At 71.2% G+C, this 24,532-nt stretch carries 26 protein-coding genes and 1 tRNA gene; 13 read left to right on the forward strand and 14 right to left on the reverse strand.

Annotated features, from left to right (window positions below):
* The first annotated feature begins 156 nt into the window (after positions 1-156).
* On the forward strand, positions 157-1,332 hold the full coding sequence (locus GRS48_RS10095) for a thiamine pyrophosphate-dependent enzyme (RefSeq protein ID WP_159486074.1): 1,176 nt from the start codon (positions 157-159) through the stop codon (positions 1,330-1,332).
* Positions 1,333-1,840: 508 nt separating this feature from the next.
* On the opposite strand, the gene GRS48_RS10100 is transcribed toward GRS48_RS10095, so the two are convergent.
* A complete protein-coding gene (locus GRS48_RS10100) occupies positions 1,841-3,154 on the reverse strand; it encodes an NAD(P)/FAD-dependent oxidoreductase (protein WP_159486076.1) in 1,314 nt (437 codons plus the stop codon).
* A gap of 102 nt (positions 3,155-3,256) precedes the next feature.
* Between GRS48_RS10100 and GRS48_RS10105 the strand changes: the two genes are divergently transcribed.
* Positions 3,257-4,516 carry a pyridoxal-phosphate dependent enzyme gene (locus GRS48_RS10105; protein ID WP_159486078.1) on the forward strand — a complete coding sequence of 420 codons (1,260 nt, stop codon included), beginning with the start codon at positions 3,257-3,259 and terminating at the stop codon, positions 4,514-4,516.
* Between the two features lie 34 nt (positions 4,517-4,550).
* Here the strand turns inward: GRS48_RS10105 and GRS48_RS10110 are convergent, their stop codons facing one another.
* The 3 genes from GRS48_RS10110 to GRS48_RS10120 all read right to left on the reverse strand — a co-directional run bounded on the left by GRS48_RS10110 (position 4,551) and on the right by GRS48_RS10120 (position 6,377).
* Positions 4,551-4,781: an H/ACA ribonucleoprotein complex subunit GAR1 gene (locus tag GRS48_RS10110; protein WP_159486080.1), complete on the reverse strand. Its 231-nt coding sequence runs from the start codon at positions 4,779-4,781 to the stop codon at positions 4,551-4,553.
* A 2-nt stretch (positions 4,782-4,783) separates the two neighbouring features.
* Complete coding sequence (gene srp19 / locus GRS48_RS10115) at positions 4,784-5,062, reverse strand: signal recognition particle subunit SRP19 (RefSeq protein WP_159486082.1); 279 nt, start codon at positions 5,060-5,062, stop codon at positions 4,784-4,786.
* A 73-nt stretch (positions 5,063-5,135) separates the two neighbouring features.
* On the reverse strand, positions 5,136-6,377 hold the full coding sequence (locus GRS48_RS10120; protein ID WP_159486084.1) for a PGF-CTERM-anchored ABC transporter substrate-binding protein: 1,242 nt from the start codon (positions 6,375-6,377) through the stop codon (positions 5,136-5,138).
* 60 nt (positions 6,378-6,437) lie between these two features.
* On the opposite strand from GRS48_RS10120, the gene btuC reads away from it, so the two are divergent.
* From btuC to GRS48_RS10150, 6 genes are all read left to right on the forward strand, one after another.
* On the forward strand, positions 6,438-7,580 hold the full coding sequence (btuC, locus tag GRS48_RS10125) for a vitamin B12 ABC transporter permease BtuC (RefSeq protein ID WP_159486086.1): 1,143 nt from the start codon (positions 6,438-6,440) through the stop codon (positions 7,578-7,580).
* Positions 7,577-8,863 (forward strand): ATP-binding cassette domain-containing protein, encoded by a 1,287-nt coding sequence (locus tag GRS48_RS10130; RefSeq protein ID WP_321168389.1) that lies wholly within the window; start codon positions 7,577-7,579, stop codon positions 8,861-8,863. The genes btuC and GRS48_RS10130 overlap by 4 nt, the downstream gene beginning before the upstream one ends.
* A 152-nt stretch (positions 8,864-9,015) precedes the next feature.
* On the forward strand, positions 9,016-10,005 hold the full coding sequence (locus tag GRS48_RS10135) for a class I SAM-dependent methyltransferase family protein (protein ID WP_159486088.1): 990 nt from the start codon (positions 9,016-9,018) through the stop codon (positions 10,003-10,005).
* 99 nt (positions 10,006-10,104) lie between these two features.
* The gene (locus tag GRS48_RS10140; RefSeq protein WP_159486090.1) at positions 10,105-10,326 is read left to right on the forward strand and encodes a hypothetical protein; all 222 of its coding nucleotides are present in this window, start codon (positions 10,105-10,107) and stop codon (positions 10,324-10,326) included.
* Positions 10,313-10,705, forward strand: a complete 393-nt coding sequence (locus tag GRS48_RS10145) for a peptide ABC transporter ATP-binding protein (protein ID WP_321168390.1) — start codon at positions 10,313-10,315, stop codon at positions 10,703-10,705. The genes GRS48_RS10140 and GRS48_RS10145 overlap by 14 nt, the downstream gene beginning before the upstream one ends.
* A gap of 591 nt (positions 10,706-11,296) precedes the next feature.
* Positions 11,297-11,369: transfer RNA gene (locus GRS48_RS10150), tRNA-Thr, on the forward strand.
* Between the two features lie 68 nt (positions 11,370-11,437).
* Here GRS48_RS10150 and GRS48_RS10155 read toward each other — a convergent pair.
* Complete coding sequence (locus tag GRS48_RS10155) at positions 11,438-11,653, reverse strand: hypothetical protein (protein ID WP_159486092.1); 216 nt, start codon at positions 11,651-11,653, stop codon at positions 11,438-11,440.
* Positions 11,654-11,722: 69 nt separating this feature from the next.
* Between GRS48_RS10155 and GRS48_RS10160 the strand changes: the two genes are divergently transcribed.
* A complete protein-coding gene (locus tag GRS48_RS10160; RefSeq protein WP_159486094.1) occupies positions 11,723-12,109 on the forward strand; it encodes a RidA family protein in 387 nt (128 codons plus the stop codon).
* Positions 12,110-12,127: 18 nt separating this feature from the next.
* On the opposite strand, the gene GRS48_RS10165 is transcribed toward GRS48_RS10160, so the two are convergent.
* The gene (locus tag GRS48_RS10165) at positions 12,128-12,844 is read right to left on the reverse strand and encodes a diphthine--ammonia ligase (RefSeq protein WP_159486096.1); all 717 of its coding nucleotides are present in this window, start codon (positions 12,842-12,844) and stop codon (positions 12,128-12,130) included.
* 168 nt (positions 12,845-13,012) lie between these two features.
* Positions 13,013-13,447: a universal stress protein gene (locus tag GRS48_RS10170; RefSeq protein ID WP_159486098.1), complete on the reverse strand. Its 435-nt coding sequence runs from the start codon at positions 13,445-13,447 to the stop codon at positions 13,013-13,015.
* A gap of 179 nt (positions 13,448-13,626) precedes the next feature.
* Here GRS48_RS10170 and GRS48_RS10175 point away from each other — a divergent pair, with 179 nt between their 5' ends.
* Positions 13,627-14,871 carry a PLP-dependent aspartate aminotransferase family protein gene (locus tag GRS48_RS10175; RefSeq protein ID WP_159486100.1) on the forward strand — a complete coding sequence of 415 codons (1,245 nt, stop codon included), beginning with the start codon at positions 13,627-13,629 and terminating at the stop codon, positions 14,869-14,871.
* A 177-nt stretch (positions 14,872-15,048) separates the two neighbouring features.
* Here the strand turns inward: GRS48_RS10175 and GRS48_RS10180 are convergent, their stop codons facing one another.
* The 4 genes from GRS48_RS10180 to GRS48_RS10195 all read right to left on the reverse strand — a co-directional run bounded on the left by GRS48_RS10180 (position 15,049) and on the right by GRS48_RS10195 (position 17,950).
* The gene (locus GRS48_RS10180) at positions 15,049-15,618 is read right to left on the reverse strand and encodes a hypothetical protein (protein ID WP_159486102.1); all 570 of its coding nucleotides are present in this window, start codon (positions 15,616-15,618) and stop codon (positions 15,049-15,051) included.
* Positions 15,619-15,761: 143 nt separating this feature from the next.
* Positions 15,762-16,106: a glutaredoxin gene (locus GRS48_RS10185; RefSeq protein WP_159486104.1), complete on the reverse strand. Its 345-nt coding sequence runs from the start codon at positions 16,104-16,106 to the stop codon at positions 15,762-15,764.
* 154 nt (positions 16,107-16,260) lie between these two features.
* Positions 16,261-16,893 carry a transcriptional regulator GfcR gene (gfcR, locus tag GRS48_RS10190; protein WP_159486106.1) on the reverse strand — a complete coding sequence of 211 codons (633 nt, stop codon included), beginning with the start codon at positions 16,891-16,893 and terminating at the stop codon, positions 16,261-16,263.
* Positions 16,880-17,950, reverse strand: a complete 1,071-nt coding sequence (locus tag GRS48_RS10195) for a glucose 1-dehydrogenase (protein ID WP_159486108.1) — start codon at positions 17,948-17,950, stop codon at positions 16,880-16,882. Before GRS48_RS10195 ends, gfcR begins: the two co-directional genes overlap by 14 nt.
* Before the next feature lie 112 nt (positions 17,951-18,062).
* Between GRS48_RS10195 and GRS48_RS10200 the strand changes: the two genes are divergently transcribed.
* From GRS48_RS10200 to GRS48_RS10210, 3 genes are all read left to right on the forward strand, one after another.
* Positions 18,063-18,836, forward strand: coding sequence for an NRDE family protein (locus GRS48_RS10200; RefSeq protein ID WP_321168391.1), 774 nt, complete (start codon positions 18,063-18,065; stop codon positions 18,834-18,836).
* A gap of 153 nt (positions 18,837-18,989) precedes the next feature.
* Positions 18,990-19,343 (forward strand): MarR family transcriptional regulator, encoded by a 354-nt coding sequence (locus GRS48_RS10205; protein WP_159486110.1) that lies wholly within the window; start codon positions 18,990-18,992, stop codon positions 19,341-19,343.
* Between the two features lie 150 nt (positions 19,344-19,493).
* Positions 19,494-20,723: an iron-containing alcohol dehydrogenase family protein gene (locus GRS48_RS10210; RefSeq protein ID WP_159486112.1), complete on the forward strand. Its 1,230-nt coding sequence runs from the start codon at positions 19,494-19,496 to the stop codon at positions 20,721-20,723.
* A 16-nt stretch (positions 20,724-20,739) separates the two neighbouring features.
* Here GRS48_RS10210 and GRS48_RS10215 read toward each other — a convergent pair whose 3' ends face one another.
* The 3 genes from GRS48_RS10215 to GRS48_RS10225 form a co-directional block, all read right to left on the reverse strand.
* Positions 20,740-22,776 (reverse strand): PH domain-containing protein, encoded by a 2,037-nt coding sequence (locus GRS48_RS10215; protein WP_321168392.1) that lies wholly within the window; start codon positions 22,774-22,776, stop codon positions 20,740-20,742.
* On the reverse strand, positions 22,773-23,237 hold the full coding sequence (locus GRS48_RS10220; RefSeq protein WP_159486114.1) for a PH domain-containing protein: 465 nt from the start codon (positions 23,235-23,237) through the stop codon (positions 22,773-22,775). Before GRS48_RS10220 ends, GRS48_RS10215 begins: the two co-directional genes overlap by 4 nt.
* Positions 23,238-23,422: 185 nt before the next feature.
* A complete protein-coding gene (locus tag GRS48_RS10225) occupies positions 23,423-24,490 on the reverse strand; it encodes a phytoene/squalene synthase family protein (RefSeq protein ID WP_159486116.1) in 1,068 nt (355 codons plus the stop codon).
* Positions 24,491-24,532 lie beyond the last annotated feature (42 nt).

Genomic DNA, 24,532 nt, shown 5'->3' on the forward strand with positions numbered 1-24,532 from the left:
GATCGCGTCGGAGTCGGGGTCGTCTCCGTTCGGGACGCCCGCGCCGGACGTGATGGCGCCTCCGCGACCGCTACCTCCTTGGGAGTGTAGTACACAGTCCACGGCAATGAACGGGTGGACGACGGCGACCGGCGGTTGTGTGGCGGTGTTCGACCGATGACGGGTGACGACCCGCTCGCGGACGCCGACGTCCGGCGCGTGCTGGGCCCCGAGGGACGACCCCTCCCGGGGGCGACGGTGCCGGACCTCGACGACGAGACGTTCGTCGAGATCTACCGCGACATGGTGACGACGCGGCGCTTCGACGAGCGCGCGGTCAGCCTCCAGCGGCAGGGTCGGATGGGGACGTACGCGCCCTGTGCGGGCCAAGAGGGATCCGCAGTGGGATCCACGCACGCGCTCGCCGACCGCGACCTGATAAGCTACCAGTACCGCGAGCACGGCGCGGTCGTCGTCCGCGACCTGCTCGCGGAGTACCTCCCCTACTGGCTGGGCCACGAGTCGGGGACGGCCGCGATCGCCGAGGGGAACGTCTTCCCGCTCAACATCGGCATCGCGGCGCACCTCCCGCACGCGGTCGGCGCGGCGTGGGCGTTCGATTACCACGACGAGGACCGGGTCGTCGCCTGCCACTTCGGCGACGGCGCGACGAGCGAGGGCGACTTCCACGAGGCGCTGAACTTCGCGGGCGTCTTCGACACGCCGACGGTGTTCTGCTGTCACAACAACGGCTGGGCGATCTCGATCCCCGAGTCGCGCCAGACCGCAAGCGAGACGTTCGCGGCGAAGGCGGCCGCCTACGGCTTCGACGGGGTCCGCGTCGACGGGATGGACCCCCTCGCGAGCTACGCCGCCATGAGGGACGCCGTCGACCGCGCGCGCGGCGACTCCGATCCGGACGACGACGACCCCGACCCAGCGGACGGCCCCGACCCAGCGGACGACCCCGGCTTGGCGGAGGACACGCCGCGTCCGACCCTGATCGAGTTCGTCGAGTATCGGTACGGCGCGCACACGACGGCCGACGACCCCACCGCCTACCGCGACCCTGACGCCGTCGATCGGTGGCGCGCCATCGACCCGATCGACCGACTGGAGACGTTCCTCCGGGAGACGGGGCGGATCGACGACGCGGACGTCGCGGCGGTCCACGAGCACGCCGACGACGTCGTCGCCGACGCGATCGACGCCGCGGAGGCGGTCACCCCGGACCCGGCGGACCTGTTCGCCGACGCGTACGCCGATCTCCCGCCGGAGCTGCGACGACAGCGCGAGGCGTTCCTCGCGGCCGTCGCGGAACACGGCGAGGGCGCGTTCCGCCGCGAGGAGTGACCGCACGGCCATCGGCGACCGCACCGCGTCGGCCCCGTTTATAAGGGAGAGGGACGGGCCGCTCGCCTCGGTATGAACGTCCGAGCCGATCCGATCGCCCGGTTATAACAGAGTCTCGCGACCCGACCGTCCACCGTCGGCGCGCGCGGTCCCGAGGGCGACCGACGGGAGCCCGAGAGCGCGCGCGAGGTCGTCGGACTCCGTCCGACTGCTCGGAAATCTCCGATTTCCGGTGGAGGTCGGCGGCGGCCGCGGCGCGGTGCGGTGCGGCGGTGCGGCGGTGCGGCCCTGCGGTGCGGCGGTGCGGCGGTGCGGCGGTGCGGCCCTGCGGTGCGGCGGTGCGGCCCTGCGGTGCGGCGGTGCGGCGGTGCGGCCCTGCGGTGCGGCCCTGCGGTGCGGCCCCGCGGCCGCCGCCGGCCGAGGCTGGGGAGGTCGAGGACCCGCGCTCGGCCCGACCGTCGAATCGGCTCTTGTTTATAAACGATCGCCGACCACGGTCGACTCCAATTTATAAGTGACCGAGCCCCGACTCCGCCGCGCGTCGCCCGCTCGCGAGCGCGCCCTGGATCGACGACCACTCGGTGTAGTCGCCCGCGAGGACCACCGGCCCCTCCGGCGCGTCCGGGTCCGGAAGGGTCCCGTGAACGCCCGGCGGCTGGGCGAACTGCGCGAACGGGATCCGGTCGGTGCCGACGACCTCGAGCCCGCCGAACCCGCGCTCGGGGTACCACGCCGACAGCGCGTCGCGGGTGTCCTCCCGGAGCGCCCCGTCGTCCCGCTCGGCCGCCCCCGCGCCGAGGAACGTCGCGACGAGCAGCGCCCGGCCGTCGGGCGCGTAGTCGGGGGCCACCTCGGACATCGGGACCACCGCGTTCGGCGATTCGTCGGCCGCGTTGAGCAGGATCCGCTTTCCCGTCCCGAACGCCGTTCCCTCGGGCAGCGTGTACCACTGCGAGACGCAGCCGACGCCCTCCGTCGGGATCGCCTCGACGCCCGTCAGCCGGCGCGCCTCCGGGGGCGTCGCCGCCACGACGACGAGGTCCGCGTCCGCGGTCGACCCGTTCGCGAGCTCGACGCGGGCCCCGTCCGCCGGACCGCCCGAGCCGAGCCGGAACCGGCCGCCGCTCGACCCGACGTCCAGCGCCTCGACGTCCTCGCCCGTCCGGAGGTCGACGCCGGCCTCGCGGGCGCGGTCGGCGAGCTGTGCGGGGAGCGCACCCATTCCGCCCGCGGGGACCGCGATCGCGCCGCGGCTCATCGCGCGGAACGTGTACTCGAAGACGTGCTTGGACGTCGACAGCGAGCGGTCGAGCGTGATCCCGCCGTAGAACGGCGCGACGAAGTTGTCGACGTACGCCTCAGAGAACCCCCAGTCGGAGAGGTACTCGCGGATCGACGCGTCCGGGCCGGTGAAGGCGTCGGCCTCGGCGCGCTTCGAGAGGTCGTGCCGGAGCGCGAGCGTCCGGAGCTTGTCCGAGAAGGGGATCTCGTGGTTGAGCGCGGACTCGACGACGCGACGTGGGTCGCGGAACGGGTCCGAGAGGACCGCTCGCGACCCCGGTCGGCAGATCGTCGCGCCCGGCGCGAACCGCTGCAGATCGAGGCCCCCGAGGTCGACCTCGCGGGCGACGGCCGGGTAGTTCGTGAACAGCACCTGGAAGCCCCGGTCGAGCGTGAAGCCGTCGACCTCCCGGCTCCGGATTCGGCCGCCGACCGCCGGCCGTCGCTCGTACAGCGTCACGTCCGCGCCCGCGTCGGCGAGCCGGGTCGCCGCGACGAGCCCCGCCAGCCCGCCGCCGACCACGATGGCGTCTCCGTTCATGGGTCGACGTTCGGGCGGGGTGCTTATAAGCGACGGCGGGATCGCCCGGCGACGTGCGCGCGGAGAGGGAAGCGATTAGTCGCCGCCGCCGAAAGCGACGGTATGGAGACGACGGAGACGTTCCGCGGGCTGGAGAGTCGCGCGTCGGGCCGGGTCCACGAGACGGCGGACCCCCACGAGGTCCCCGACGGGGGGCGGTACCTCGATCCGACCTACGACTACGACGCCGTCGACGCCGACGCGCTGCTGGCCCCGCCGAGCGCCGGAGAGAGGGGGAACACTGCGGCGACGGCGTCCGCCGGGGCGACGGGCTCGCCGCCGACCCCGGGTCGAGGCCAGTGGCGGTTCGACGCGCTGCTCCCGTTCCCCGCCGACGCGGCGATCTCGGCCGGGGAAGGGGCGACCCCGCTCGTTCCGACCGAGCGGCTGGCCGACGAGCTCGACGTCGCGGCGGTGTACGTCAAGGACGAGGCGCGGAACCCGACGGGCACCGTGCTCGATCGTGGACTCTCCGTCGCGGTCACAGCCGTCGCCGGGGCGGCCGCCGCCGGGCGGGACGTGGAGCCTCTCGTCTGTGCGAGCCCCGGCAACGCCGGCCAGTCGATGGCGGCGTACGCGGGCCGTGCGGACCTCCGGTCGTACGCGTTCGTCCCGTCGCGGTGTGCGTTCTCGAACAAGGCGATGACGAACGTCCACGGCGGCGAGATGCGCGTCGTCGGCGGGCGGTACCCGGAGGCGGCCGCCGCCGTGGACGAGCAGCTCGCGACCGACTACACCAGCCTCGACGAGTTCACCACCCCGTACCGCCACGACGGGATCAAGACGCTCGCGTTCGAGCTCGTCGCCGACCTCGGCGAGGCGCCCGACGTCGTCGTCGTCCCGACGGGCTCCGGCGAGGTGCTCGCGGGCGTTTATAAGGGCTTCACCGAGCTCGACCGGCTCGGCGCGATCGCGGAGATGCCCCGGCTCGTCGCCGCACAGCCGGAGGGCTGTGCCCCGATCGCGGCCGCGGTCGAGCGCGGGCTCGACGAACCCGAGCCGTGGTCGACGCCCGACACGATCTGCGGCGAGCTGGAGATCCCGGACCCGGCGGGGGGCGTTCCCGCGGTCGAGGCCGTTCGGGAGAGCGGCGGCACCGCCGTCACCGCGACCGACGACGCGATCCTCGCGAGCGCGGTCGCCGTCGCCCAGAACGAGGTGCTGGAGATGGGAACGGCGGGCGGGGCCGCCCCCGCGGGCGCGTGGACCGCCGCCGAGGAGGGGTTCTTCGACGGCGACGAGACCGTCGTCCTCCTCAACACCGAGGCGGGCCTCAAGACGCCGGACGTGCTCCGCAGCCACCTGATGGGGAAGGGTATTTAAGTAGAGCGGACGGCTGAAACGGACCGTGCGCGGTTCACCGCGCGTACAGCTTCCCGCCGACGAGCGTCGCCAGCGCGACGCCGTCGTTCGGCGTGACGGCGACGTACGGGTGGTCGACCGGCCCGAACACGTCGACGACGCGCCCGACGGTCGACAGCGACTCGTCGACGACGGCCCGTCCGATGTCCGGGGGCTCCTCGCCCGGGTCGACCCGCGCGATCGCGAGCCCCTGTGCGGTCCTGACGACGGTGCCGACGCGCTGCATCGTCACTCCCTGAGGACGCCGACGTAGGCGGCGATCGCCTGCACGAGGTCGTTTTTCGCCGTGTCCTCGGTGCCCTGCACGACCACCGCGCCGCGCGGCTCGAACTCGCGGGAGTACGTCATGTCGCGTTCGATCACCGCGTCGTAGCCGACCTGTTGGACCGCCTGCGCGATCTCGTCGACCGTCGGCTCCTCGACCGCGAGGTCCGCCGGGACGCGACGCCCCTCGGACCGCGACAGCGCCGCGTCGAAGTAGGCGGGGTACACAACGTTCTCGACCATACCGGACGGCCGGGCCCCCGGCGTAAGGTCGTTTCGACTGGCCCCGACGTCCGTCTCCGTGACACCGCCGCCCCTACCGGCGTCGTCCCGCCCGCACGGCCGCGAGCGACGCGATCAGGACGGCGACCGCGCCGACCGCCGCGCCGAACCCGGGTGCCTCGCTACCCGTCGTTCCGCCGTCGTCGTCGGCCGACGCCGGGGTGTCGGTATCCTCCGCGTCGCCCGCGTCGCCCGCGTCGCCCGCGTCGTCCGCGCCGGACGCGGCGTCGTCGGCCCCGTCGTCGGTCCCGTCCGCGTTCGCTCGCGCGTCGTCGTACGACTCCACGGCGTCCGCGAGCGTGGCCGTCGACTCGACGACGCTCCGCGGCGCGGGCTGGTTCAGGTAGTGGACCTCCATCTCGACGGCGTTCCCCTCGATCCCGGCGGTCGTGCTCGCGTACGGCTCCTCGTCGAGGATCCCCGGATGCCGGTCGATGACGAGGATCAGTTCGGGGTCGGCCTCGAGGACCACTTCGGGGGAGAGCTGCGGGTAGCCCTCGTGCTCGGCGGCGACGTTGTCCACCCCGCCGATCGTCATGATCTCGTCGATGAACGTCCCGCCGCCGGCGACGAAGCCGGAACCGAGTGGGTACAGCGCGCCGGGGCGGTCGCGGTCGGCGGTCTGCTCCGTGACCGCGTCGACCTCCTCGTACATCCACGCGTTGGTGTCGGCGGCGGCCTCGCACTCGCCGACGAGCGCGCCGACCGTCGCGGTCTTGTCCGCGATGTCGTCGACGTCCGTCGCCTCGCGGAAGTGATAGACGGTCACGCCGGCGTCGCGAAGCGGTTCGACGGCCTCCGCGGAGGCGTTCGGGGCCAACACGAGGTCGGGGTCCGTCCCGACGATCTTCTCGACGTCGACGCCGAACGACGCGGAGACGTTCTCCTTCTCTCCGGCCCCGTCGAGGTAGCCGGCGTACTGCGTCACGCCGACGACACGGTCCCGCGCACCGATCTCCCACAGGATCTGTGCGGCCGAGGGGTTCGTCGTCGTGATCCGTTCGGGCGGCCCCTCCACGACGATCTCCTCGCCCGTCGCGTCCGTGACGGTGAGCGGGAACTCGCAGGTCGCGACCCCGGCCGACGCCTCGTATTCGTCGCCGTCTCCGCCGTCCGTCGCGTCGTATCTGTCGGTCGTCGCCTCGCCCGCCGTCGTGCTGCCGACAGCCGTGTTGCCGGTGATCGTGCCGCCCGCGGCGACGCCCGCGGCCCCGCCCACCAGGGCCGTCGTCACGAGCAGCGCGGCGAGCAGCGCGGCCGTTGGGTTCGTTCGCATGATCGATCGACGCCGCCGGTCCAATAAGTATTTACCTACTACAAGTCGTGTTGCTATCGAATGGGTCTCGCGGCGCGGACGACGGCGTGGTCGGCGGGGTTAGCCGCGCTGCTCGCGCTCGCCGTCACGGTGAGCGCCGGGATCGGGCCGGTGAAGATCCCTCCCGCGGAGGTCGTGAAGATCGTGTTGAACGCGGTCGTCGTCCCCGCGGGCGTCGAGACCGGCGCGCGCGGTTCGGGGACGCTCGCCGTGCCGACCGCCGACGTCGTCTACCGCTCGCCGTTCGCGTTCCCCGTCGACGACGTTCACCGCCGGATCGTCCTGTACGTGCGGCTCCCCCGGATCGTCCTCGCCGCGATCGTCGGCTTCGCGCTCGCGGCGGCCGGCACCGTGATGCAGGGGTTCTTCAGGAACCCGATGGCGGACCCCTCGATCATCGGCGTCTCCTCGGGCGCGGCCGTCGGCGCGGTCGCGTTCATCGTCTTCCCCGTGTCGCTGTCGGCGACGCTCGCGCTCCCGCTCGTCGGCGCGGTCGACGTCGGGCTCTCCGGCGGGGCGGGCGTGAGCCTCTTCGCGTTCGTCGGCGCGATCGTCGCCGCCTTCGGCGTGTACGCCATCGCGACCCGGCACGGCCGGACCCCGGTGGCGACGCTGCTTCTCGCGGGGGTCGCGATCCAGACGTTCCTCGGTGCGGTCATCTCGTTCCTCCAGCTGCAGGCGGGCGAGTCGCTCCGTCGGATCGTCGCGTGGCTGATGGGGCACCTCTCGGCGGCCTCCTGGGGCGACGTCGCCGTGACGGCCATCGTCGTTCCGCCGCTGTTCGTCGTGCTGATGGCGTACACGCGGGACCTCAACGTCCTCCTGCTCGGCGAGGAGGAGGCGCGCGGGCTCGGGATCGAGGTCGAACGCACCAAGCGGGTGCTGCTGGCGGCGTCGGCGCTCATCACGGCGGCGGGCGTCGCGTTCGCGGGCGTCATCGGCTTCGTCGGCCTGATAATCCCGCACATGCTCCGGCTCGTCGTCGGCCCCGACCACCGCGTGCTCCTCCCGACGGCGGCGCTCGCGGGCGGGTCGTTCCTCGTCGCCGCCGACACCCTCGCGCGCTCCGGGAGCGCGGAGCTCCCCGTCGGCGTGATCACGGCCGCGGTCGGCGCGCCGTTCTTCATCTACCTCCTGATGAACCGCGAGGTGCACGAGCTGTGAGCGCCGACGACACGGCGGACCGGCCCCTCACCGACGACGACGTCACCGCCGCCGGCTCCGCCACGGACCCCGGTGACGACGCCACCGCCGCCGGCTCCGCCACGGACCCCACCGACCCCGCTGCGGACCCCGTCGACGCGGACCCGATGATCGCGGTCCGCGACCTCTCCGTCTCCTTCGGCGACGTGTCGGTCCTCGCGGGGGTCGACGCGACGATCGACCGGGGGACGTTCGTCGGGGTCGTCGGCCCGAACGGGGCCGGCAAGACGACGCTGCTCCGGGCGATCACGGGCGTGTTGAATCCCGACGCCGGCGAGGTCCGCGTCGCCGGCGACCCGGCGTCGGGGCTGTCGGCCCGGGAGATGGGTCGGCGGATCGCGAGCGTCCCCCAGGAGACGTCGCTCTCGTTCGACTTCCCCGTTCGCAACGTCGTCGAGATGGGGCGGACCCCGCACCTCGGTCGCTTCGACGGCCACGGCGCGGACGACGCAGCCGCGGTCCGCGAGGCGATGGCGGTGACGGACGTCGAGCGGTTCGCCGACCGCCCGATCACCGAGGTGTCCGGCGGCGAGCGCGGGCGCGTCCTCCTCGCGCGGGCGCTGGCGCAGTCGACCCCCGCGCTCCTCCTCGACGAGCCGACCGCGAGCCTCGACGTGAACCACGCGGTCCGGACCCTCGAACTCGTGCGCGGGCTCGTCGACGACGGGAAGACCGCGGTCGCCGCGATCCACGACCTCGGGATGGCCGCCCGGTACTGCGACGAGCTCGTGTTGATAGCCGGCGGGCGGGTCCACGCGGCGGGCCCTCCAGACGACGTCCTCGACGCCGAGACCTTGCGGGAGACGTTCGACGCCGCGGCGTTCGTCGGGCGCGACCCCGCCACGGGCGCGCCGGCGGTTACCCCGTTCCCCCGGCGCGACGTCAACCCTCGCCGTGTCCACGTCGTCGGAACCGGTCGCGGGGCCGGTCGCGTCCTCGCACGGCTGTCGGCCGCGGGCCACGACCTCTCCGTCGGCGTCGTCCCCGAGACCGACGCGGTCGCGGGGGTCGCCGCGGACGCCGGCGCGACCGCCGTCACGAGCCCGCCGTTCGAGGCCCCCGACCCCGACACGACCGCGCGGGCCCGGCGGCTCTCGGCGGCCGCGGACGTGACCGTTGTCGTCGGGACGGTCGCCGGACCGAACCGCCCCGTCCGCGACGCGGCGGGAACGCCGGTGGTCGTCGACCCCGACGTCGACCCCGACGATCTGCTCGCGGCGGTCGCGGACGCGGGGGACGGCTGAGGGCGTCCGTCGGCCCGACACTCGACCGGGCGAAACCCCCGCCTCGATCGGGCGAAACTCCCCGCCTCGATCGTCGGCCCGACCCGGAACCCCGTCTCGCCGACCGGTGTCGAAGCGTCAGCCTTTATCGGGCGGCCCGCGTGGATCCGTCGATGAGCGTTCCCTGCGTCGCCGTCGACCGCGAGCGCGGCGAATCCGTCCGGGCGCGGCTCGCCGACGCCGACGTCCTCGACGGCGACCACCGGATAGCCGTCGTCGACGCGACGATATACATCCCCGTCACCGACCCCGACGGGGTCCCCGACGACCTCCTGGACCGGGTGGTCGAGCGCGACGCCGACCGACGGGACCGCCCGCGCACGCCGGCCGAGATACTCGGCTACGAGCCCTCGCTCGAGCGGCTCGGGGAGATCGTCATCGTCGACGAGGACGACGACGAGCGGGCCCGCGAGATCGCTGCGGCGGTGATGGCGTCGGACCTCCCCTGTGACACCGTCCTCAACCGCGCGTCGCCCATCGAAGGCGAGCTGCGCGTCCGCGAGTGGGACGTCCTCGCCGGCAACGGCACGGAGACGGTCCACCGCGAGTACGGCCACGAGTTCGCGCTCGACGTCGCGGCGGTGTACTTCTCCCCGCGGCTCGCCACGGAGCGCCACCGCGTCGTCGGGGGGGTCGCGCCCGGAGAGTCCGTGATCGACATGTTCGCGGGCGTGGGGCCGTACGCGGTCCCGATGGCCGCCGCCGGCGCGGACGTCGTCGCCTGCGACCTCAACCCGGTCGCGATCGAGTACCTCCGGGAGAACGCCGCGCGCAACGGCGTCGCGGACCGGATCACGGCGATCGCCGGGGACGTGCGGGAGCTCGTCGACGACTACGCGGGGACCGCCGACCGCCTCGTGATGAACCTCCCCCACTCCGCCGACGAGTTCCTCGACGTCGCCGTCGCGCTCGCGGGCGACGCGTGTCTGATCCACTACTACGACATCCAGCACGAGGACGACCCGTTCGGCCCCGGGCTCGAGGCGATCCGCGCCGCCGCCGGCGACGAGTACACGGTCGCCGTCGAGACCGAGCGGATCGTGCGGTCGTACGCGCCACACGAGCACAACGTCTGTCTGGACGTCCGGCTGGAACGGGTCTGATACGCGGACGTCGATCGGGTCGGTGAGGGCCAACGGGCGACTGCCCGCGCCGACTATCTGGTAACAACGCATTCCTTTCGCGGGGACCCACTCGACGGTATGAGTGAAACGGAGGACCCCGAGGATCGGATCGACGCGACGACCACCTGGCCGGACCTCGCTATCGGACTCTACGACCGACTCACCGGTCGAAACGCGGAGATCGTTTACGATTTCGAGGAGCTGTCGGTCGACGTTCCGAGCGTCGCGGGCGACGGTGCGGAACACGCCACGTGGCGGCTCGACGGCACGGTCCGTATCACGACCCGTGAGCACGACTGAGCGGGGGAGTCCGCTCGCCGTCGTCACCGAGGACCTCACGCTCACGGTCGACGGGGTCCCCATGGCGGTCCGCTCGACCGGCGAGCGGCTGTTCGTCGAGGTGCCGACCGTCCGAGCGGCCGTCGAGGTCGCGCGCGAGCTTCCCGACTCCGCCGGCCTCGTCGGGCCCGATCGGCTCTTGCGGACGGCGGACCTCACGCTCGAGTTCCGCGTCCGCGGGCGGACGGTCGCCCTCATCGGGGCGGCCGCGCGACCCGGCCGGCTCGCCCGTCGGATCGGCGCGTTCCCCGCGGAGGTCCGCCTCGCGGGACTGATCGGTGCCGGCGGGGACGGCGTGCTCGCGACGGCGGCGACGTGCCGCCGGCTCCTCGGTCGGTAGGTCCGTGACGAAGCGCCGCGACGCCCGGCTGACCATCGGACGTCGCGGCCGGGGCCCGTTACATGACATGTGTTCGCGGCCGCGGGAACGTCGGACCAGAGGCGATTTCGCGCTTGGACACGCCGGAAGCGTGGGGTCATCCACGACCGCCGCGGTGGATCGCTGACCGTGACGAGCGGGTCGCCGGCTCGGGATGGGGATCCGCCGGCGATCGCGTCGACGCCCGGTACGGGCTTCGACCGGGCAGACGCCACCGAGGGAGTCGATCCCCGCCGTCGCGGCACGCGGGTGGCGTGCGTCGTCGACCGAACGCAGCCTGAGCGAGCCTTTAGCTGTTTCCCTTATATTATTCGTATGTAATCGAGGTATCCACACCTCTTAAGGGATACTAGATCGATGATCGGGTCGATATCGGAACTGTACTGATCAGATCGTCGGTTGAAGATCTCGACTCCGCGATCCCCGGCCACCGGGGAGGATCCATCGACATCGACGCCCGCACGCCGTGTCGACTCGTCGCACGGTACGACCCGACGGGGTGCCGTCGTTCCGGAACCCTTATTTTCCTCTTCGGGATACGTGTGAGTGAGCGCCGGAGTAGCTCAGCTGGCAGAGCGATTCCTTCGTAAGGAATAGGTCGAGGGTTCAAATCCCTCCTCCGGCTTCTTTTGACGGAACGAAGTGGAGTCGAAGAGCCGAGTCTCGCCGCCGGCTCGGCGCGGTCGACTACGATCACTCCACGTAGCGCGTAACCAGCAGGAGCGACGCGGCGAGCGCGACCAACACGAACGCGCGACCGACCTCCCGCGCGGCGAGGTTGGCGACCCCGATGAGGAGGATCACGACGGAGAGAAAGGCGAGGAGCAGGGACGTGCCGTCCAGTGTCCGCGATCCGAGGTCCATGCGGGCCGCACTCCGTGTGGGGAGGTAGTGGTTCCGGTCGTCCACTGCGGCAGCGGGCCGAGAGGATCGAAAACGCCGATAGCTTCAAACGGGTTTCCGACGTCGTCGAGGTCGATGCACGAGATCGAAAGCGACGACGTGCCGGCGGCGCTCGGACCGTACTCACAGGGGATCGTCTCGGGCGACACGGTACGCGTCTCGGGCAAGACCGGGAGCGACCCAGAGACGGGCGAGTTCTCCGACGACGTCGCCGAGCAGACGACACGGACCCTCCGGAACGTCGAGACGATCCTTGAGGCGGCGGGGACGAGCGCCGACGCGATCGTCAGCGCCACCGTCTACCTCACGGACATGGACGACTACGAGGCGGTTAACGGCGCGTACGAGGCCTACCTCGACGAACCGTATCCCGCCCGGACCTGCGTCGAGGTGTCGCGGCTCCCCGCGCCGGACGCCGCCGTCGAGATCACGGTGACCGCGGAGCTGAACGGGGACGACTGAGCGCCGCCCCGATCGCCCCTATTCCAGCGCGGCGTCGGTCACGACGACGTGTCCGCGATCGCCCTCCCAGACGGTGTCGTACGACAGCTCGATCCGACGGTCCATGTGCGGGCCGTCGACGACGTACGTCTCGAACTCCCCGCCCTCGCCGAGCGGGTGGACGCCGTACTCCGCGCGCAGCTCGAGCAGCTCCGCGAGCGCCTCGCGGTCGTATCGCCGGCCGAGCCACGACTCGTCGAGCCCGTAGGCGGCCACCTGGACGATCCGGATCTCGAAGCCGGCGTCGAACATCGCCTCGGCGAGCTCGACGGGGTCCTCCCGCCAGAGCGGGGCGAACAGGTCGATCCCGAGCCGGTCGCACATCCCGCGGATCCGGTCGGTCTGGAACTCGCTTTCGACCGCGCCGGCGGTCACGCCCGCGAGGTCGACGTCGTCCGCGGCGGCGATCCCGCGGAGCGCGGCCTCCATCGGCTCCAGCTCCGCGTCGCCCTGTGCGCCCGCGTCGTCGACGTCGTCGGCCCCGAAGTCGTCCGGCTCGATCTCGACGAGGTCGATCCCGACGCTCTCGGCGGCGAGCCCGGCCAGCCGCGTCGCCGGCGTGTGGTACATGTACGAGTCGCCCGCGGGATGGACGGTGAGCAGCCGTGAGACGTCGAGGCCCTCCTCCAGCGCGCGGTACAGCGCCCACGAGGAGTCCTTGCCGCCCGAAAAGAGGCTCACCCAATCGCCGGTCATGCCCGATCGGACGGTCGCGGCCGATAAAGCGTCCGCGGTCTCGCCCTTCGTTGCCGCGCTCGACTCGTTCGCTCCCGTCCCCGTCCGAGATCGGCTCGTTCGCTCCCGTCCCCGTCCGAGATCGGCTCGTTCGCTCCCGTCCCCGTCCGAGATCGACCCGCCGAACGGTTACTCGTCGGCGGCCGGTCCCGTCCGAACCGTAAGCACCGGGACGTCCGAGAGGCGAACCACCCGCTCCGTGACGCTGCCGAGGAGGTACCGGCGCAGCCCGGTTCGACCGTGCGTCCCCATCACGACGAGGTCGATCCCGTTGTCCGCCACGTACTCGAGCAGCTCGGCGGAGGGGCCTCCGGTTCGGACCGCGGTGACCGCCTCGATGCCCTCCGCCGACGCGCGTTCGGCGATCGACGCGACCGCTCGCTCGCCTTCCTCGCGCATCGCCTCGATGATCCGGCCGGTGCCGGCCTCCGCCGCGTACACCGGCTCGACCACGTAAACGGCGTGGACCGTCGATCCGTACGTCGTCGCCAGATCGAGCGCGTGCGCCAGCGCCTGCTCTGCCCCCTCGCTGCCGTCCGTCGGAACCAGAATATCGTCGTACATGCTCCCTCGTTCGTGTTTCGGCCACCGTCGTCAAGAAACCGACTCCCGGTTCTCCGCGGTCGAGAACCGACCCGATCCCCCGACTCGGGGGCCCGTCATCCCCGTCAGTAATACGTGGACCACTCGGATATTACTATAAAATGATAAATTATTATGTTCTCGGCGACGGAGTCGACGGTATGGACGATCACACGGAGAAGACGCTCGACACGCTCGCTGTTTCGGAGGGTGAGGACCCGTTCGGGACCGGCAGCGAGGCGGGCGACGTCGTCTCCCCGATCCATCTCGCGTCGACGTTCGCGCTGCCGGGGCTCGACACCGAGATGCGACTCGAGGACGTCAACCCCGACGCCGGCGAGTTCGTCTACTCCCGGCTGTCGAACCCGACCCGCCACGCGCTCGAAAAGCGGATCGCCGCGCTGGAGGGCGGGGAACACGGGGCGGCGTTCGCCTCGGGGACCGCCGCCATCTTCACCACGCTGCTCGCGTGCGTGGAGCCGGGCGACCACGTCGTCGCCTTCGAGGACTTATACGCCGGCACGCGCCGGATGCTCGACCGGGTGTTCTCGGCGCGCCTCGGCGTCGACGTGACGTACGTCGACGCGACCGATCTCGACGCGGTCGCGGCCGCGCTCCGCGAGGAGACGGCCGCCGTCTGGATGGAGTCGCCGACGAACCCGAAGCTGGCGCTCTGTGACATCGCGGCGATCGCCGAGCTTGCCGCAGGGGTCGACGCGACGTTCGGCGTCGACAACACGTTCGCGAGCCCGTACTTCCAGCGCCCGCTCGAGCTGGGTGCGGACGTCGTCGTCCACAGCACGACGAAGTACCTGAACGGCCACTCCGACGCGGTCGCCGGCGCGGTCGTGACCGACGACGACGCGTTCGCCGAGGAGCTCCGCTTCCTCCAGCAGGTCGGGGTCGGCGCGATGAGCCCCCCGTTCGACAGCTACCTCGTCATGCGGGGGATCAAGACGCTCGGCCCGCGGATGCGGCAACACGAGGAGAACGCGCTCGCAGTCGCGCGCTTCCTCGAGTCCCGACCGGAGGTGACGGCCGTCCACTACCCGGGACTCGAGAGCCATCCGGACCACGAGCTCGCGTGCGAGCAGATGTCCGGATTCGGCGGGATCCTCTCGTTCGAGCTCGACGGCGAGATCGACGACGCGAAGCGGTTCCTCGAGGCCCTCACGGAGTTCACGCTCGCGGTGTCGGTCGGGGGCGTCGAGAGCCTCATCGAGCTGCCGGCGGGGATGACCCACGAACCCCTCCCGCGGGCGGAGCGTGAGGCGCTCGGCATCTCCGACACCCTGATCCGCGTCTCGGTCGGGATCGAGGGGATCGACGACCTGCTCGCGGACCTCGAGCGCGGCTTCGACGCGCTGTCGCGCGAGGCGGCGTCGACGCCCGCGAACGACGACTGACCGCGCCGGCGACACGTCTCTGAAAACGGATCCGTCGACGTCGTCACCGAAATGGTCAGCGAGACCGTCACCGAAATGGTCAGCGAGACCGTCACCGAGTCCGTCCACGAGCCGGTCGGGGAGTCGAGTACGGGTCGATCAGCCGAACCGGTCGAAAAGAGGGCGTGTGTCCGCGGCTTAATCGCTGATGAACTTGTTGTCGCGCCAGTTGACGCCGCCGTCGCCGTCGCCCGCACCCTGTGGGCTCTCGACGACCTCGACGCTCGCGGGGCGTCGCTCGCCCTCCACGATCCGGGTCGCCTCGAGCTCGTCGCCCTCCTCGGTGATCGCCGTCAACGTCCCCTTCTCGGCGAGCAGCGCCAGCTCGCGCAACACGAGGAACATCGGATACTGGAGGGCGGTGTTCTGTAACACCGTCTCGCGGTCGCCTTTGAAGCAGGCGAACTCGACGAGCTCGGAGGGGATCTCCTCCTCCTCGTCGTCCATCCACTGGGGGCCACCCGCCCGCGGCGGTTCCTCCTCGTAGACGCGCGTCTCCGTCACCGACGCCTTCAGCTGGGCGGTCGGGGTGTACTTGCTGATGCTCTCGTCGTCGGAGACCGCCTTGATGATGAGGGTGTTGTTTCGACGCGTGATGTCGATACCGGCGACCTCCGGCGGGAGGTCGGGAGCTTCTTCGAAGTACGTCTCTACGTCTTCGAGTGGCAGTTCGAGCGTCGAATGGAGTCGGAACACGCGGCCTGACATTGTTGATAGGGTGGGTTGGTGGGTCGAACCGGTCGTCGCGGCGCGAGTGGCTGCGACTGCACCTACCCCACATAGGAGGCGTAGGCTTATATGGCCTGCCCTTCAGAACCTATGGATCGGCCGGGAGATCGCCGGCCCGGCGATCACTCGGCGCCGAGCTCGCCCGCGAGCTCGCCGCGCTCGTCGAGCTCCGCGAGCACGTCGCTGCCGCCGATGAACTCGCCGCCCGCGTACGTCTGCGGGATCGTCTCCCAGCCGCTGTGGTCCGCGAGCGCCTCGCGGTACTGCGGCAGCGCCGGGAGGACGTCGACGGTCTCGAACTCCTCGACGTGTTTGCCGATCAGCTCCAGCGCGCGCTGTGAGTAGCCACACTGCGGCATGAGGCGGTTCCCCTTCATGAACAGGACCACGTCGTTCCCCTCGATCGCTTCGTCGACGCGCTCGGAGACCTCGGCCTCGTCAGCGTTGCTTTCGGGACTGAACGTCATAGCGTCGCGTACGGCACCGCGACGCAAAGGGGTTGCGGCTCGTTCGGTCCGGCTTGGTTCGGTCCGGCTTCGCTCAATCCGACTTCGCTCGACCCGGCTTCGTTCGACCCGGCTTCGTTCGACCCGGCTTCGTTCGGCCCGACTTCGTTCGGACCTACTGCCGGTCGACGCGGACGACGTCGATGAGCGAGTGGACGGGGACGCCGTCGATGTCGTCGTAGCCGACCTTGTCCGCGAGCACGACGCAGGCGACCGGCTCGCCGCCGTGGTCACGGATCGCCTCGATCGACTCGCGCATCGTCGTGCCGCTCGTGATGATGTCGTCGACGAGGTAGCAGTCGCGGTCGCGGATCGCCGCGAAGTTCCGGGAGAAGCCGCCGCCGTGCTCGGCGATGTCGCCTTCCTCCCACTGGTGTTTCGCCGGGGCGTACGTGCCCAGGTCCGTGTCGAGTTCGGCGGCGATGGCGGTCGCCAGCGGCGCGCCCGCCTTCTCGATGCCGACCGTGAGGTCGACCTCCTCGCCCTCCTTCGCCAGCAGGTCGGCCATCGCCCGCGCGGCGTACGTGAGCCGGGCGGAGTCCCGGCCGATCGCCGACCAGTCGACGTGGATGTCGGCGGTCGAGCCGTCGTCGGCCGGCTCGGTCGGTTCGTCGTCGCCGCCGGCGCGCTCGACGAGCCAGCTCGCCGTCTCGCGGGAGACGTTCAGTTCGTCCGCGATCTCCCCGCGCGAGAGGCCTCGCTCCGCGAGCTCGGCCGCGCTTTCGATCAGGTCGTCAACGTTCTTCATATGCGGCGAATTCGACCGCCGTTTTAATAGTCGTGTCGTCATCCGCGAACGCGGCCTCGAACTCGTCGAGCCCGTACACGCCGGTGACGAGATCCGCGAAGAACGACTCCTCGAGCCCGGATAACCGGTCGACGGCGGCCTCGAAGTGTTCGTACCCCGAGTTGACGCTGCCGACCAGGGCCTTGTTGTGGAGGACGAGCTCGCGGTGGAGCCGTCCGCCGTCGACCTCGAACGCCCAGTCGCCGGGGACGCCCAATAGCGCGCCGACCCCGTTGGGCGCGAGCGCCTCGATCGCCTCGAAAGCGTGGGGCGCGTAGCCCGTCGCCTCGTAGACGAAGTCGACCGGCTCGTGGGCCGTGGGGACCTCCGGAACCGGCGTCTCGTTCGAGTCGACGTACGTCGCGCCGAGCGACTCGATCACGTCGATCGTCGGGTCGGGCCGCTCCCGGCGGCCGAGACAGTAGATCCGGTCGAACTCGTCGTCGAGCATGGCGACCGTGAGCAGCCCGAGCGAGCCGTTGCCGAGCACCAGCGCCGTCTCCGGCTCCCAGTGGAACGCCGACCGGCTCGCGTACGCGTGTTCGACCGCCTTCTCCGTGATCGACGCGGGCTCGACGAGGAACCCCCACTCGGCGAGCGCGGGCGGAACCGCGACGAGGAACTCCGCGGGGCTCGTGAAGTACTCCGCCATGAACCCGTGGTCGCCGACGATGCCCCGCTCGTGGTACTGTCCCGATGGGGCCATGTCGGGCTCGCCGCGCGCGAAGTACTCGTTCGCCCCGTTTGGAGGTCGCCGGACCGTCGGGACGACGAGGTCGCCCGCCTCGAACGGCGTGTCGTTGGGGTCCTCGACGACGCCGATCGCCTCGTGACCCAACACGAGGTGGTCGTCGCCCGCGGGCGAGCCGCCGTGGCCGCCTGCGATCACCTCGTGGTCGGTGCCGTCGACGCCGACCCGGAGCGTCCGTACGAGCGCCTCGCCGGGGGCCGGCTCCGGCCGGGGCTTCTCTACGATCACCGGCTCGTCGCCGTCGTCGTACACCGCGATCGCTTTCATGTCCGTCCCGAGGGCCCGACCGGCTAAAACATTTCTTCTATCCTGAGTAAAGCTTCGGGACGACCGTCCGACCGCCGGCGCACTTTTCCCCCGCCCGCTCCCACCGGTGGGCGTGTGCACGCTCGCGCTCGCCTGGCGCGTCTTCGCCGACGCGCCGACCGCCGTCGCCGCCAACCGTGACGAGTCGCTCGATCGGCCGTCCGAGCCGCCCGCGGTCCGCGACGGTGATCCGCCGTCCGTCGCCCCGCGGGACGCGGTCGCCGGCGGGACCTGGATCGGCTGTACGGGGTCCGGGCTCGTCGTCGCGGTCACGAACCGCTGGCTCGACGCCGACCGCGCGGGGGACCGTTCCCGGGGCCTGCTCGTCGACGACTGTCTCCGGGCGGGCTCGGCGGCGGCGGCCCTCCGCGTTCTGGAGGGCGAGGTCGCGGAACGCGCGTACGCCGGCTTCAACCTGGTCCTCGCGGACGACGACGACGCCTTCTGCTGTTCGTACGACGGCGAGCTCGACGTCACCCGGCTCGAACCGGGCGTGCACGTCGTCGGCAACGTGGGCGGCGTCGTGAACGGGCGGGCGCGCTTTGCGATCCCCGACCGTCGCGCCGAGCACGGCGCGGACCGTGCGGACAGCGCACGCCGGGTCGCTCGCGCGCTTGCACCCCGCTCCAAGGAGAACGCGACCGCGTGGCTCGATCGGGCGGGCGACGTCCTCTCGACGCACGCGTACGGGGCGTGCCTCCACGGCGACGGCTTCGGGACGCGGTCGTTCTCGCGGATCCGCACGGGGCCGGACCCCGAGTTCGCGTTCGCCGACGGCCCGCCGTGTGAGACGCCCGCGGAGCCGGTGGCGCTCCCGGACGGCTTCAGCGACGACAGCGACTGCTAAACGCCCCCCACTGAACGTCCCCACTGAACGTCCCCACTGAACGTCCCCACAGAACGTCCCCACTGAACGTCCCCACAGAACGCCCCACGGACCATCGCGGTCGGGACGTGACGGAAAGCCAGTTTTAAGCGACTCGCGGGCGGTCCTTGGGGTATGAGCGTGTCCGAACTCGAGGCCGAGCTGTCGGAAGACGAGCACGCCGGCCTCGAACTGATCCGCGAGACCGGCGGGATCCACCAGAGCGACTTCTGGAAGGAACTCGACGTCTCCTCGCGGAAGGGGAGCCGTATCGCGGAGGCGTTGGAAGGGTCCGGGCTCATCCAGCGGGAAGAAACCGTCTACAACGGGCACAACACGTACTACCTCGAACCCGCGGCCCGGGACCTCGACTTCGCGCTGTTGATGGCCGACGACATGCTCTCCCCGTTCATCGGGGAGGAAGAGATCGACCCGCAGTCCGACGCATTCTCGCAGTGGCTGATGAACCTCGCGTACGAGGAGTACTGACCGCGGACGAGACCGGTTTTTTCCGTTCCGCTTTCCGCTTCGTTCCCGGTCCGTTCTCCGTTTCGTTCCCGGTCCGTTTCCCGGACCGCTTCCGGCAGCGTGCGTCACGGTCCCACAGGTACAAGCCGCCGGCCGTGGTACCGTTCGAGGATGATACCCATCGCGGACGCCTTCGACCACGACTACCGGGGCTGTGACATCCTGTTCGGACGCGGGCGCGCCGCCGACCTCGGCGCGTACCTCGGTGACCACGGGCTCGACGCCGCGCTCGTCGTCTGCGGGTCGAACGTCGGCGCGAACGACGACCTGATGGACCCGATCCGCGAGGGGCTCGGCGACCGTCACGCCGGCACGTTCGCCGAGACGACCCCGAGCAAACGGATCGAGACGGCGGCCGCCGTGGTCGACGAGGTTGACCGGCTCGACGCCGACGTCGTGATCGGCGTCGGCGGCGGGAGCAGCCTCGACGTCGCCCGCCAAGCGACCATACTCGCCGCGGACGGCCGCGACGTCGCGGACCTCAAAGCGGAGGCCGAAGGGGGGTCGATCGCCCCGCTGGAGGGCGACCCGACGGTGCCCGTGATCGTGGTCCCGACGACGTTCGCGGGCGCGGACGTCTCGCTCGGCGGGTCGCTGGAGGTGCTGCCGGCCGCCGACTCCCCGACCGGTCAGCCGATAACGGCGCGGGGAGAGGTGCTGCCGATGGCGGACCTCGCGGACCCCGAGCTAGTAGCGACGACGCCGCGGAGCGTGCTCGTCGGGTCGGCGATGAACGGGTTCAACAAGGGACTCGAGACGCCGTACGCGCGGGACGCCTCCCCCGTGAGCGACGCGTCGGCGATCCACGGGCTCCGGCTGTTCCGCGACGCGCTCCCCCGGGTCGCGGACGGCAACTACGGGATGGATGCGGGGGACGAAAACGGGGACGACGACGCTCCCCGCTGGCTGGACCGGGCCGTGGCGGGGACGCTGCTCGTCCAGTTCGACCGGAAGATATCGGTGATCCACGCGTTCGGACACGGCTTCTCGCGACGGTACGACGTCCACCAGGGCGCGATCCACGCGATACTCGCGCCGCACGTCCTCGCGTACCTCTTCGGGGAGGTCGACGCGAGCCGGGACGCCCTGGCGGCGGGACTCGGTGTCAACGTCGACGGGCTCGACGCTGACGCCGTCGCGGACGCGGTCGTCGAGGCGGTCGCCGAGGTCCGCGACGGGATGGGGCTCCCGCGGCGGCTCCGCGACCTCGACGCGACCCGCGAGGCCGACCTGCCGGCTATCGCCGAGTTCATCGCCGACGACCCGCCGATGGAGCGAGCCCCCGCCGGGCTGACGGGCGACCCCGACGACATCGAAGCCGTCCTCCGGAACGCCTGGTAGCCCCCGTACACATCGGTTACCGGTCGGAGCGTCGCTTCTCATCGTCTTCTGCGTCGCCTTCAGTGTCGTCGTCCACGTCGTCTTCTGCGTCGGCGATGTCGATCCCGTCGTCCACGCCGTTCTCGCCGTCGTCCACGCCGTTCTCGCTGTCGACCTCGGCCTCGTCCTCGCCATCGTCGTCGTCGAAACCGTCCAGGCCGTCGTCGCCGTTCTCGTCTCCCTTATAAGCGACGTCCGCGTCCGACGGGTGGTGATCGACCGCGTAGTCGCCGGTGTCGACGGTCTCCGCGGGCTGTGAGTAGTCGCGGTCGGTCGCCCCGAACTCCGGCCGAACGACGCCGTCGGCAGCGGTGTCGCCGGGTCCGGTGTCGTCGGGTTCTGTCTCGTCGAGTTCGGCGTCGCCGGATGTGGTACTGTCGTCCGCGTCGACGCCGTCAGCCGTCGTCTCGCTCGTGTCGTTGGTCCCGGCCTCCTCGTCCGTGTCGGTGTCTTCCTCGTCGTCGGTGTCGTCCGTGTCGGTGTCGTCAACGTCGAGCCATTCGAACGGCTCCCGTCGCGCGCGACGCTCGACGAGCGCGTCCTGGAGCCTGTCGGTGAGCTCCTCGCGGAGCGTGACCGCTTCGGTGACGTCGAAGTCGACGGCGGCGGCGTCGCCCCCGACGATGGAGCCGGTCCCGGCGGTGTCGGCTACGACCGTCGCCACGCGCCATCGCCGCTGGAAGACGGTCCGGGTGTCGATCACGTTCTGGATCCGGTAGTACGGGACCGCCTTCACCTGTCGGCTCCAGAAGCCGTTCCGGGTGAGGAGGTGGTTCTCGCCGAGCCAGTAGCCGCGGTGTTTCCACTTCAGGTGTGCGGCGAGCGGGACGACGAGGAGCAGCGCGAGCGGCCCGTACCACGGCAGCGTCGCCGCGACCCACCAGTCGATCGCGAACGCGATCCCCGTGAGGAGGGTCACGACCATCGCGTACCGGAAGCCGTATCGCCAGCGGATCCGCGTCGGCGGGCGGCTGAACTCGGGATCGCCGAACGCCTCGACCTCGCGCGCGAGGTCGTACACGCGATCGGTGGCCGCGATGGGGACGGCCGCCTGACTGCCGTAGTCGCCGCCCTGTCCCGGCGCGTAGCCGGCCGTCTCGATCGACAGCGTCGCATAGCCGAGGGCCCGCTTCGCGGGGTTGTCCGAGATCGTCAGCGTCTGGACCTTCTCGGTCGGGATCGAGCCGCTGTAGCGGCGGAACAGCCCGCGCTCGTAGCGCAGCTCGTCGCCCGCGCGCGACAGCCGGAACCCGTAGTAGTTCGAGAAGGCGACGACCGCGCCGATGACCCACGAGACGAGGACCAACAGCCCCAACCCGACGACCGCGGTCGCCGTGAGCAGCGCGGCCGAGGAAGCCGGGAGGAAGCCGGACAACACCGGCACCGACCCCGACGCGACGAACGCGAGCAGCCCGATGAGTCGGCCGTCGAACGAGAGCGCGCCGACGAGCGCGAGCTCGCCCGGCGAGATGGCGAACAGGTCCTCCTCGACCGGCTCCGCGAAGTCGTCGCCGTCGCTCGCGTCTCCGGCCGCACCGGTCGCGGTACCCACGCCGGTCGCACTGCCCGTTCCGCCCGCGCGCGCCTTCGTCGCCGATTTGCGCCGTTGGACCTCGCGCTGGAGGCGGGTCGCCTCCGCGGGGGTGACGTACCGGATCGACCCCTCGGTACTGGAGCCGCCGGCCGTTTCGAGGTCGACCGCGGCGATGCCGATCGCGCGCTGGATCACGTTCCGGCTCACGTCGACGTTCTGGATCCGCCGGTACGGGATCTCGCGCTCGCGGCGGGATATCACGCCGGAGGAGATGTCGAGGGTGTCCGCCGTCAGCTCGTAGTCGAACCGGCGGTAGTAGGCGACCTCGTACGCGCCGGCGGCGGCGAGAACCGCGGCCGAGGCCCCGACGGCGACGTGGGTCCCCCAGTCGTTCGCCGTCGCGAGGAAGAAGAGCAGGATGACGACCCCCGACACCTTCTGGAGCGCGCGGTACGGGATCGACTGGACGGCCAGCTTCACACCGCGTCCTCCCCGTCGGCGCGGATCGCGAGCCGTTTCAGCTCCTCGCGGAGGTCGTCGGCGCGCTCGGGGGTCAACCCCGGGATCCGGACGTCCGCGCCGCGGGAGCCGGCGGTGTAGACGACACACGACGCGAGCCCGACGCCCCGCTCGACGGGGCCGCGCCGCGAGTCGACGTGTTGGATCCGGACCAGCGGCACGGCGGTCCGGACCTGCGTGACGACGCCCCGGTCGAGGTAGAGCGCGTCCTCGCGGATCTCGTAGCTCCACCGGCGATAGCGGAGGAGGGCGTGGCCGACGCCGACGGCGAGCAACGCCGCGCCGGCGACGATCGGGACCCATTCCGGCAGGTAGCCGAAGTAGGCACCGGCCGCGAGCGGGAGCGTGAGGAACGCGGCGAGCAGCGCCGCGCGGAGGGCCCAGACGAGCCGTACGCGGGGATGGAGCCGTAGTGTCGTCATCGGCGTCCCCCCGTCGCGTGTCCGAAGGTCATGCGTGGTCGTTGTCACGGGGAACTTATAAGCGTTCGAAAACGGGCACGCGACCGAGGATCGATTCGAGGGTCGATTCGAGCGTCAATTCGAGGGTCGGTTCGAGGGGCACTTCGAGGGTCCGTTCGAGGGGCAATCCGAGTGTCGACCCGAGATCAGTCCGCGGGTTCGACCGCGCGGTGGTACGGGGTGCGGGCGATCGTCTCGCGGAGCTCCGCCAGCGAGTCGCGGCCGGCGTCGCCGGCGACGGACATCACGGCGAACACCTCCTGTCTCGACACCTTCACGCCCGCCTCGGTGAGCGCGTCCTCGGGCCGCGAGCGGAGCTCGCGGAGCGTGCCGACCGCGAGCAGGTACGGCACCGACCACGCCTCGATCGTGTTGCCGTGTGAGAGCGGCATCGTCTCGAGATACGCCTGCGCGTCGTCGAGGAACGAGCGCGCGTGGTCGGCGGTGCGGTCGACGACGCGGGCCGACGACTCCCGGTTCTCGGGGGCGATGATCGCCTCCTGGTCGACCCCCTCGTCCGCGAGCCATTCGGCGGGGAGGTAGACGTTGTTCTCCTCGGTGTAGTCGTCGTAGACGTCCTTCGAGACGTTGACGAGCTGGAGGAGGAGCCCGAACTCCTCGGCCGTCTCGCGGAGCCGCCGGGCGCGCTCCTCGGTGACCTCGCCCCGCGTGAGCAGGTTCGTGATGAGGTTTCCGACCGTCCCCGCGGCGTAGTAGCAGTACTGCTCCAGCTCGGCCCGGTCGCCGATGCGGAGCCCGCCCTCGTCGGCGTGGCGGTCGACGAACATCGCCATCCCGTCGACCATCTCGACGACGGGGGGAACGATCGCGGCGCGGACGTCGGCGTCCAGCTCCTCGAACGTCGCGACGATCGTCGGCGACTCCGCGACGACGGCCCAGTCGTCGTTGCGGTCGGCGGGCGCAGGGAGCCACTCGTCGACCTCCTCGCGGAAGCGGTGGATGTCGACGTCCTCGTCGGGGTCGATCGCGCGTCTGTACGTCCTGAGCACGTCGCTCTGTGTCCCCGGGGGGATGTGGCCCGCGTCCTCGACGGTGTCCGCGACGCGACAGAGGAGGTAGCCGAGACAGATCTGTGAGGCCATCGGCTCGTCCAACACGTCGACGGTCAGCGCGAAGGTCCGGGACACGCCCTGGACCGCCTCGTGACACCACGCGAGGTCCGGCTCGACGGAACCGTGTTCTCGTCCGCTCATTCAGTTACCCGTTCTTACGGCACAACCCATAAAAAAGCCTCG

The sequence above is a fragment of the Halorubrum sp. JWXQ-INN 858 genome (assembly GCF_009806985.1).
Lineage (GTDB): Archaea > Halobacteriota > Halobacteria > Halobacteriales > Haloferacaceae > Halorubrum.